Annotated in this window: 1 protein-coding gene; it reads right to left on the bottom strand. The window is 37.3% G+C overall.

What is annotated here, in order from left to right:
* Positions 1-238, bottom strand: a 238-nt coding sequence (locus CIK04_RS28820; protein WP_325205971.1) for a MarC family protein, incomplete at its 3' end; no start/stop codon positions are given.
* Positions 239-809: the final 571 nt, after the last annotated feature.

Genomic DNA, 809 nt, shown 5'->3' with positions numbered 1-809 from the left:
CAACGCGGAAGGAATCGAGAGAAATGCTAAACATATCGAGTAGCATCTGACCCGCTAGCAATGAAACGGTCAGAATAATCGCAACTGCGACATTGGCGGTTAGTGCGGTTTTGTATTTTTCTTCCGGTGTCATGTGGCCTGTAAGCGACACAAATACCGGCATGATGCCCACAGGGTTTACTGCGGCCACTAAGCCTAAGAAAAACTGCAAAAAGATAGCGACTTCGAACGTTTGCATTAGAGAAACCACACGAAGAATAGGAGAACAGATTGTTGGCGAATATAGTCGATATTGCGCGACTTCACGAATGAAAAAACTAACGTGTGAGCTGTTTGATTGCTAGAGAAAACTAATCATTGAAAGAGTTGTAAAATAATTTGTCACACTTTGTTGTGTATAATTCTTCGCAAGCATCCAATTAATTTACATAAACGTTAACATTCGCACATTTTTGATAAAAACCCAGCACTCTTCTTTAGCGAGTTAACCATTTGGATATACTCTCAGTAGCACAGAATTTCTCGTCTACATGTAATTTTATGTAATTTTGTAGATTTATGATGTAAACTTTTTTACAAGGTTTTGTTGTTAATTTTGACCTTTTGGTTCGTTTGCTTCTTTTTTGCTCAACCAAATGTGGCTTTTAATTTATTTGTTTATCAATGAATTAGCGGTTTTCGTTGTGCTGAAGCACACTTTCGGGGTATTTAAGTGTGGGATCTGATCCAAGTTCAATTTTTTCATACTCTGAAATATTATACTCAGCCCTGAAAGCAATTTACTAAGTCGGTTGTTAAGTAACTTACTG

It is taken from the genome of Vibrio sp. 03_296 (assembly GCF_002265885.1).
Note: the sequence above shows the minus strand (reverse complement) of the source record. Positions and strands in the feature narration are given on the sequence as shown.